Annotated in this window: 9 protein-coding genes; all 9 read left to right on the plus strand. The window is 63.3% G+C overall.

From position 1 onward, the window contains the following. The first annotated feature begins 8 nt into the window (after positions 1–8). The 9 genes from ON44_RS36805 to ON44_RS36845 all read left to right on the plus strand — a co-directional run bounded on the left by ON44_RS36805 (position 9) and on the right by ON44_RS36845 (position 8941). Positions 9–338 (plus strand): hypothetical protein, encoded by a 330-nt coding sequence (locus ON44_RS36805; RefSeq protein ID WP_157187495.1) that lies wholly within the window; start codon positions 9–11, stop codon positions 336–338. Further along, positions 338–970, plus strand: a complete 633-nt coding sequence (locus ON44_RS36810) for a nucleotidyl transferase AbiEii/AbiGii toxin family protein (protein WP_040699128.1) — start codon at positions 338–340, stop codon at positions 968–970. Before ON44_RS36805 ends, ON44_RS36810 begins: the two co-directional genes overlap by 1 nt. Positions 971–1587: 617 nt before the next feature. Then, positions 1588–2016: a hypothetical protein gene (locus ON44_RS36815; protein WP_157187496.1), complete on the plus strand. Its 429-nt coding sequence runs from the start codon at positions 1588–1590 to the stop codon at positions 2014–2016. A gap of 3 nt (positions 2017–2019) precedes the next feature. Continuing rightward, on the plus strand, positions 2020–3060 hold the full coding sequence (locus ON44_RS36820) for a tyrosine-type recombinase/integrase (RefSeq protein ID WP_040699129.1): 1041 nt from the start codon (positions 2020–2022) through the stop codon (positions 3058–3060). Between the two features lie 1651 nt (positions 3061–4711). Then, a complete protein-coding gene (locus ON44_RS36825; protein ID WP_040699131.1) occupies positions 4712–5479 on the plus strand; it encodes an IclR family transcriptional regulator in 768 nt (255 codons plus the stop codon). Between the two features lie 151 nt (positions 5480–5630). Further along, complete coding sequence (locus ON44_RS36830) at positions 5631–6614, plus strand: PDR/VanB family oxidoreductase (protein ID WP_051182859.1); 984 nt, start codon at positions 5631–5633, stop codon at positions 6612–6614. Between the two features lie 22 nt (positions 6615–6636). Then, positions 6637–7893, plus strand: a complete 1257-nt coding sequence (locus ON44_RS36835; protein ID WP_051182860.1) for a cytochrome P450 — start codon at positions 6637–6639, stop codon at positions 7891–7893. Between the two features lie 178 nt (positions 7894–8071). After that, positions 8072–8287 carry a hypothetical protein gene (locus tag ON44_RS36840; RefSeq protein ID WP_040699132.1) on the plus strand — a complete coding sequence of 72 codons (216 nt, stop codon included), beginning with the start codon at positions 8072–8074 and terminating at the stop codon, positions 8285–8287. A gap of 117 nt (positions 8288–8404) precedes the next feature. Further along, on the plus strand, positions 8405–8941 hold the full coding sequence (locus tag ON44_RS36845; protein WP_040699134.1) for a hypothetical protein: 537 nt from the start codon (positions 8405–8407) through the stop codon (positions 8939–8941). The last annotated feature ends 168 nt before the right edge of the window (positions 8942–9109 follow it).

The following is a 9109-nucleotide window of genomic DNA, read 5'->3' on the forward strand; positions in this document are numbered from 1 at the left end:
CTATGGGCATGTCCGAACATGCCGGTGCACCGTTCAGCTTCGCGGAGGTCAGACCTTATGAGGTCGTCGACTCTCTGACCGAGCTACACGGGCCTGAACACGGTGTGCTCCGACTGCCCGTTGAGCTGGCATGGGGCGGCCGAACCGAGTTCGACTTGGATGACGCCTACGACCGGACCGCGGTGTACAAGATCGTCATGGAAGAGGGGACCGATCGTCATCTGCGAGAACTGATCAGCGGGCGCCTGCTCGTCGCCATTTGGCCACAGATGCGGCCGGCGCGGCCGGTCCGTGCCCTCTGGGAGAGGAAGTTCCCGCAGCTTCGAGCCGCTGCCTGATGGATCCGCGCCAACACGAACTGGCACGCATCGCACTGCACTCGGTCGGCAACCGCGGATTCGTACTCGGCGGCGGCCACGCAATCGCGCTGCACGGAATGGGATCACGACCGTCGGAGGACGTCGACCTGTTCTCCGACCGACGCGGAACACCGGGCGAAGTGGCCGATGACGTGACCGCCGCATTCGTACACGCCGGGCTTACGATCACCGTCGTCCGCCGAACTCCCGACCTGGTACAGATGACGGTCACCTATCCAGATGGGCACACCTGCAAAGTGGATCTCGGCGTATTCTGGCGATCCAGATCACCAATCCTGCTCGAAGTCGGACCAGTCCTACATCCCGACGACGCCGTGGCCGGCAAGATGGACGCCCTGTTCAACCGATGGGCCCCCAGAGACTACCTGGACGTCGATGCGATCCTCGTCAGCGAACGCTACACACGCGAACAGCTCATCGCGGTCGCAATCGAACACAACCCCGGCTTTGATCGGCGCATGTTCGCCGAATCACTGTCCTACCTTCACAAGATGCCCGATCGCGACTTCACGCCCTACGAAGTCACGATCGAAGACATCACAGCGATGCGAAGCCGCTACGCCGAATGGGAAAACGAACTGACCTGCTGACTGGCTAGTCGCGTCTATCTACATACCAAAGTTCGGCACGAATCCGGTGCCCCGGTCTTCAGATCGCCGAAGCTTATCCGCGCCGTGGAGCATCCGTACGCTACCCGATCGATGTGCTGCGGAGTTGCACTTTTAGGATCGAGCGCGATTACTTCCGTTGCAGCGTAGAGTAATTCGTCATTTGCGGAGCCCAAGGTCAGTCTGTGCCTGGACAGAACACACCTTCGGCTACGCCAACTGCCCACGCAGACGCTGGCCACCACAGCCGAATCCCATGGCACCACCACAACCTACGTGGAAGCCGACCCTTGCGAAAACGCCGCAGCACTCACCGCACTCATCCAAGAACGATTCCGCCCTGCCACACGTGGGTGCCTCGCACACGCCTCGACCGGAAATCTAACTTCCCTGGTTACACACCCTGCCGTTGGTGGTGGGCTGCCTCTTCGGCGTGATCGAATACCTCCCGAATCGTTCACGCGCCCGACGGTGTGGCTGATCGCACCCGGGCCGTGCGGTCGAGTGCCTCAACCACGGAGGCGAAACCCCTTGACCCACCCAGGAATCCAGCACTCCCCGCTCACACACTCGCCCGCCACCGAAGGGTGGTCGGTGTCGTGCTGATCGCACCGGTCATCCCACCCCAGACAGCCCTGCACGAACTCATCCAAGCCATACGCACCGCACCACGACAGGTCCTGACTCCCCACGACCTCCAAATCATCTACAGCACGTGCATCATCGGCGCCGCCGGACGCATCCACGACCGACCAGTCCTCGCCACACTCAATTGGCCCACCGACACCCGCCTCGCAATCCGGTGCACCTACGACGGCGTCCTGCTCGTCCGCCACAGCGATCACGGCACAGCACACGTCACCGGTGGATACTTCCGCGTACCTTTTCGGCAACGACGCCAAGCCAACCTCAACATCGGTGACAAAGTCCTGCTCGTCGCCCAGCCGGAAAACCAGCAACTCGCGATCTACCCACCACCGATGCTGCACGCATTGCTCGGCAACCACCTGCGTTCACTGGAGTCATAGCCGATGACAACAGATGCCCGCACCGTCGCCGACCCGACAGCCATCGCGGCCACACGAATCCTGCTGTCACAGATCGGTATCACCGCCACCGATCTACTCACCGACACCCTCGAGGTGCCCACCTTCGGTTACGTGATCCCGAAACTCCGGGCCACCCTCACCCCAGGCACCCTGCGCACCTACAACACCCACCTCAACCACCTCGAAAACACCTGGCACAACCGCCAATTGGACGCGGTAACCAAAGCCGACCTCGACGAGAAAGCCCGAGCAGTACAAACTGCCAGCAGTGGTGGCCGCAGAACCCGCAACGGTGCCAGCGCACGCGAACACTTCATCAGCACCGCACGCTGCCTCTACCGCTACGCCGAAGACAACAACTGGATCCACCCCACCCGAAACCCCGCCCGCCACCTAGCAATACCCACCCGACCACCATCACACCGCCAAGCAATCCCATCACCCCAACTCACCCAGATCTGCCACATCGCCGCCCTCACCGGCAACGACCCCGAACTCGACACCCTCCTCCTACGCCTACACACCGAAACCGCCTGCCGCCGTGTGGGTGCCCTGCGGCTTCGCCCCTGCGACCCCGACCCACACCAATGCCTGATCCTGCTACGCGAAAAAGAAGGCATCGACCGCTGGCAACCCATCTCCCCCACCCTCATGCGACACCTACTCCACCACGCCGAACAACGCGGCAGCGCACCCAACCAACAGTTGCTGCGCTACCGCAACCGCAAACCCATCACCACCCGCCGATACGACCACCTCTGGACCCGCATCGGTCAACACCTCCCCTTCGTCGCCACCCAACACATCAGCACACACTGGCTCCGCCACACCACCCTCACCTGGGTCGAACGAACCTTCGGCTACGCCACCGCCCGCACCTACGCAGGCCACCACACCCGAAAAACCCACGGCACCACCGCCACCTACGTCAAAGCCAACCTCCACGAAATCGCCGCAGCACTATCCGCCCTCACCCAAGAACCCCACCCCCTACTCACCAACCAACCCCCGATCACGCTCTGACAACCACGGTGCCGGTCCCCACCAAACCGCGACCGGCACCACCCAGAGCAGCCCCTGACCAACGACTCCACCGCGACCACGACACATTTGGAATCAGACAACACACCCGAAACCAACCGACAGAACCCGACGCCCCCTCTCCCACTCAGCTACCCACAATGAAATACCGAAAAGCATTGCAGCTCAAAATAATACAAGACACACAACATGATCATGCATTCTGTGCTACATTCTCGCTACGCACAATAGAAGCTACTCGTGCACACATCTGCACCAATATTGTTGCCTCCGTGTGATCGATTCCCCTCTCGCGCACCACTTGAACACGGATTTGCGTCAAATCTGACGCAAATACGGGTTCGACCACCTCCTCGCGCACGTCCCTCTCTCCCTCGAGCCTTCTGACGTGGCCCAGCTGCGACAGCGAAGCCGCTGGCAGCACACAGTTCCGTCATCGGTGACGCCTCCGCGTGTGCGAGTAGAAGGTCGCTCCCCCTCTCACACAAGGCAGCGGCACAACTGAGACGGACGCGTGCACGAGCGATCCCTCGCACTCCCTCGGCCACACGGGCGGTTCCGGCATGGCCGTGTCGCCAGTCACTCGCATCTGCATCCTGGTTTGCCCTGCGCACGGAACGTGTCCGCCAACTCCGCGCCACCACCGCAGCGGTCGAATACGGCTGACCGGAGCTGAATTCGCTCGTCTCCTGTTCCCGAATGCCATCCGGTGACGAGCATGGGTCACGGGCGACACAGACGGGCGTTCCGGCCGTAGACTCCTGCGGATTCCTCCAGCTGGATCGACACCGAGCCGCCGAACCGCGGCCGGTTCGTGCGGCCGGTTCGTGCAGGATGGCTTGATCGTCACCGGTACCAGCGCCCTGCTGGAGCTGTACTCGTCGACGCCGTTGGCAAGCCATCGTTCTCGATCTGGTCCAGCCTGTTGCGTTGCCGGACCACAAGGCATTCGCCCCAAACCTGGTCGAAAGCCCTGGTTTCGGCCGCCGCGCGCACGGTGTCGCGGTCACCGCTGGCACGTACGACGGCCGAGGTTGGGACGGCCCAGATCGAGTTCAAGGAGAACGGCAGGCTGTTCCTTGCCTCGGAACGTGGCGTCTGTTCATGGACCCGCCCCGTCGTCCCAACACCTCCGCCGGCCGAGGTCGTGTTCGAGACGTTGATCCTCGGGCACACGAAACTTCTGTGCGCCTCACCGCCGCCGTCTCCCAGTCGTTCGGCTTTACCGGTTCATGGCGGTTCGGCCTGCTGCTCACAGGACTGCGCGGCGCTAAATCGTTCAAGCTCAGTAACGACATCTTCGCCAGCAACACCGCGCCGTACTCCGAACCTGCCTATGAACGAGCCACTGAAGCGTCGACCAGTCGACTTGATCAACGACCCCCGAGCCACTGTAAAACACCTCGTCGGACCACTTTGGCAAAGCCTCGGATCGCACCACGCATGGGAATCGTTCTTCGCGGCCTGATTGCACCGCACCGGGTTTGGGACCGACCAAGAAACTTGTCGAAACCGAGGAACACTGCCGGTTCGAGACGTTGTCGCCATCCAGGCTGTCCGAGAATGCAGACTCCATGACTGCCTGGTCACATGGGTGTACGTTGATGCTCCTCCGATGAGGAAGGAGCCGTAGATGGCACGTGTTTCCAACGGCGAGTCTGTGCTGTCGCGCGTGCTGCGGATTCTGGAGCAGTTCGATCCCGACACACCGGCGATAACTGTGTCGGACCTGGCCCGGGCCAGCGGCCTGCCGTTGCCGACGGTGTCGCGGCTGGCCAACGAAATGATCGCCCAGGGACTACTGCACCGTGATGAACAGCGACGGCTCCACATCGGAATGCGGTTGTGGGAATTGGCGTCTCGCGCCGCGCCGGCAGTCGGCCTGAGGCAGGCGGCGATGCCCTTCATGGAGGATCTCCACGCAATCACAGGTCAACACGTCCAGCTGTCAGTGCTGCACGATCGCGAAGTCCTGGTACTCGAGCGGTTGTCCACGCCGGGCGCGGTGTACAACATCAGTCGCATCGCCGGTCGATTACCGCTTCACGTTTCGTCGAGCGGACTGGTATTGCTGGCGCACGCACCAGCACAGGTACAGGAGGCAGTGCTCACCGGACCGCTGCGTCGATGCACCACGAAAACAATCACCGACCCCCGAGCATTGCGGGTGCTGCTGAGCGAGATCCGACGCACCCGGGTCGCGTGTTGCCCCGGGTTCTTAGACGAGCGCGCAACTGGTTTGGCGGTGCCGCTGTGCACCGGCGGCGGGCAGGTCGTGGCGGCTTTGTCGGTAGTAGTGCCCAACGACGACGAAGCCCGAACAGTCATTCCGGCGATGCAGGCGGCGGCACGCGGGATCTCCCGGATGCTCAGCACGTCCGATATGGACTTCAGCCGGTAAGCCTGCGTCCCCGGCTTTCGCAATCCACCAGCTGCTACGCCGAAAAACAATATGACCGTACGGAGATAGGCCGGGCTCTCATCCATTGAGAGAACACTTCACCGCCGGGGTGTCATCACGTCACGCTTCCTTTGACGAGGAGGTCCATCCGATGAACACGCCGACACCAGCCGATATTCAGCACATTTCGGCGCCGAGCGAGGTCGCTGAGGTCTGCGTCACCGATAAACGTCTTGTGGCGACCAACGTCATCGCACTGGAGCTGGCAGCGGCGCATCGAAAAAGATTGCCGGACTGGACACCTGGCTCGCACATCGATCTTGCTCTTCCGAACGGCATGACCCGTCAATACTCGCTATGCGGGGACCGGTGGGATCCCTACACCTATCGCATCGGCGTACTGCGCGAACAGGACGGTCGCGGCGGATCTGCATTCATTCATGAAGAACTCGAAGTCGGGGATGTCGTCGGCGTGGGCGGTCCGCGCAACAACTTCGCCATGGTGCCGTCGGACCAATATCTGTTCGTCGCAGGCGGAATCGGGATCACCCCCATCCTCCCGATGATCGAACAGGCCGAAATGCTGGGCGCCGACTGGCGACTGCTCTACGGCGGCCGCAGCCGCGCTTCCATGGCATTCCTAGACGGGTTGGCTCGCTTCGGCGATCGCATACAGGTGGTTCCACAAGATGAATGCGGATTGCTCGACCTGACCGGATTCCTCGGAGCACCACGTCCCGGCGTCCGGATCTACTCCTGCGGTCCTGCACCGCTGCTGGCCGCCATAGCGGAAACCTGCACCGCGTGGCCGCCATTCACGCTACGAGTCGAACGCTTCACCGGACAGACCAGCGAACCCGCGCCGAAGACCGCGTTTCGGGTCGAACTCGCCCGCACCGGCCGCACCGTCCGCGTCACGCCCGACCAAACGATTCTGGACGCCGTCCGCACCGTCGGTGTCGACGTACTGTCCTCCTGCCGACAAGGCACCTGCGGGACCTGCGAAACAACAGTCCTGTCCGGACACCCGGACCATCGGGACGCGGTGCTGGAGGACTACGAGCGTGCAGCAGGCGACTGCATGTTCATCTGCGTATCACGTTCGCGCAGTGACTATCTCATCCTCGATCTCTGATACCCCCACGAAGGCTCCGAACATGTCAACGACCCTCGGGTCCACAACACCCACCAACGACACCGACCCTTTCAGCCACGACGTATTGGAAAACCCCCAGCCGCTGCACACCGCACTCCGGGACGCCGGTCCGGTTGTATATCTCCCGAAGTACGACATCTACACCTTTGCCAGGTACGAGCAGGTACATGCCGCGCTCGTCGATTGGCAAGGATTCCAGTCCGCTGCCGGTGTCGGCCTGTCCAACTTCCGCTTCGAAAAGCCTTGGCGGCCACCAAGTCTGCTCCTGGAAGCCGACCCACCCAGGCATGACGCGCCCCGGCGGGTGCTGAGCAAGGTGCTCGGCCCGAGATCCCTGCACAAGCTGCGGAGACAGTGGCTGACCGACGCCGAGGAGCTCGTCGATCACCTACTCATGGACGGAGACGAATTCGACGCTGTCCCATCCCTGGCCGCCGCCTTTCCACTCCGCGTCTTCCCCGATGCGGTCGGTATCCCCAAGACGGGTCGCGAAAACCTGCTCCCATATGGCGACCATCTGTTCAACGCATTCGGCCCCCAGAATGATCTGGTCGCGGAAGGGAGCCCACATGTAGGTGAACTCTCTGCCTGGGTCAGCGGCCAGTGCGCCCGTGATGCCCTCACCGACAACGGATTCGGTGCACATATCTGGGCCGCCGCCGACCGCGGAGACATCACCCACGAGCAAGCGCCCCTCGTCGTACGCTCACTGTTGTCGGCGGGTGTCGACACCACAGTGCACGGCCTCTCCGCCGTCCTGTACGCCCTCGCCAGCCACCCCGACCAGTGGCTGCGGTTGCGGCACGAACCAGCTTCGATCCGCGCCGCCTTCGACGAGGCGGTTCGATGGGAATCGCCTGTTCAAACCTTTTTCCGCACCGCAACAACCGATATCCGGGTCGGCGACCACATCGTCCCGGACGGGCACAAGATACTGATGTTCCTCGGCGCCGCCAACCGCGACCCCCGGCGCTGGGCCAGTCCCGACTCCTTCGACCTGACCCGCGACCCTTCGGGCCATGTCGGCTTCGGAATGGGTCTCCATCAGTGCGTCGGCCAGCATGTGGCGCGGCTCGAAGCCGAAGCTCTACTCACCGCCTTGGCCGAGCGAGCGCAGACCATCGAACTCACCGGTCCGACGAAACGGCACCATAACAACACCCTCCGTGCGTGGGAGAGCATCCCGGTGCGGGTACGAACGGCCCGAAGGAGCGGGGCTCCGACGACCACAGACCCGCCGGCGCGGGTACTCCGATGACAAGGGCACCGACCTCGGCGCAGCGAGGCTTTGACCGCGCGTCACCCGGGGAGTCCGAGGGAGCGGGTCGATGTAGGCGCGTTCAGTGGTGCCCGATCGCGCGAACCAACTCTCAGCCAGGACTTCCAGCATCTCGTCGCGTTCGACACCCAAGCCCGGGTTGCCAGTTCCGTGACACGTGACCCAGCTCGGCCATCGCGACGACACCCCGGAACTGCCGCGTCCGCCGCAAGTAGGCGCACTGCTGATCGTCGCGGGCCTCGGTGGTCAACGACGCCGCAAGTATGCGCTGTTCGACATCACGCCCCATGGGCTCCGCGTTCTCCAGACCTTCGGGACTTCGGTCGAGGACCTTCGCGAGCGGCTAGAAGTCCCGCTCCTCATGGGCGCTTGATCCGCTGAGGCTGCGGCGCTTCGGCGAAAACCCGTCGGCAGCAGCTCATTCGGGGGGGGAATCGAGAATCTTCGCGGTCGTATCGGACCGGGATCAGAAAGAAAGAGATGAGGAGTTATGCACAGCATCTCCCGAATCACGGCGATCGCCACGTTGGCCGTGCTCACCACTGCAAGTGCGGTAAGTATCGCCTCGGCCGCGCCCGTCGAGGCTCCGGCGTCGGTGACGCAGTCGGCCATCGGTGACCCCGGCCGCGCCGTTCCCGACATCAGTGCCGCGGACCCGAATCCGGTTCCGGCGCAGGTCGATCCGCAAGCCGAGTACGACCAGGCGATAGGCGCGATGGCAGGCGCGTTCTCCAACGCCAACCATGACGGCAGCTTGGTCGGTACCGCCATCGGCGTCGTCATCGGCTGCCCACTGGGCGCGCTCACCGGCGGCACTCTGACGGCCTTGGTTTCCGCCGGCATGTTGACCCCGGTGGGCGTCGTCGGCGGCTGCATCCTCGGCGGGACGACCCTCGGCGGCCTGGGCGGCATCTTCGCTGGGGCGATCACCGGCTTCCCGGCTCTCGCCGACGCCGCAGGCCAGCAATACAACCGGCTGCACGCACAGGGCCTGATCGCCGCGCCGCTGAACACCGACAACCGCTAACCGATCCACCGCGAAAAGAGTTCTGCAATGACGCACACCACTCAGGCCCTTGCGGTCACGGCGCTGACCGCCGTCGCCCTTGCGATCGCCGGCGGCGCAGCGCACGCCGATTCGAATGTCCAAGACGCGGCGCCGCCTTCCAGCACCGACGAGGTGTCCGTTCCGGTC

Origin of the sequence: Nocardia vinacea NBRC 16497 (assembly GCF_000308835.1) — a bacterium.
Lineage (GTDB): Bacteria > Actinomycetota > Actinomycetes > Mycobacteriales > Mycobacteriaceae > Nocardia > Nocardia vinacea.

Excerpts from the sequence above, each read along its gene's own strand:
- ON44_RS36805 (WP_157187495.1), top strand. The coding sequence starts at position 9 with ATGTCCGAACATGCCGGTGCACCGTTCAGCTTCGCGGAGGTCAGACCT.
- ON44_RS36810 (WP_040699128.1), top strand. The coding sequence starts at position 338 with ATGGATCCGCGCCAACACGAACTGGCACGCATCGCACTGCACTCGGTC.
- ON44_RS36820 (WP_040699129.1), top strand. The coding sequence starts at position 2,020 with ATGACAACAGATGCCCGCACCGTCGCCGACCCGACAGCCATCGCGGCC.
- ON44_RS36825 (WP_040699131.1), top strand. The coding sequence starts at position 4,712 with ATGGCACGTGTTTCCAACGGCGAGTCTGTGCTGTCGCGCGTGCTGCGG.
- ON44_RS36830 (WP_051182859.1), top strand. The coding sequence starts at position 5,631 with ATGAACACGCCGACACCAGCCGATATTCAGCACATTTCGGCGCCGAGC.
- ON44_RS36835 (WP_051182860.1), top strand. The coding sequence starts at position 6,637 with ATGTCAACGACCCTCGGGTCCACAACACCCACCAACGACACCGACCCT.
- ON44_RS36845 (WP_040699134.1), top strand. The coding sequence starts at position 8,405 with ATGCACAGCATCTCCCGAATCACGGCGATCGCCACGTTGGCCGTGCTC.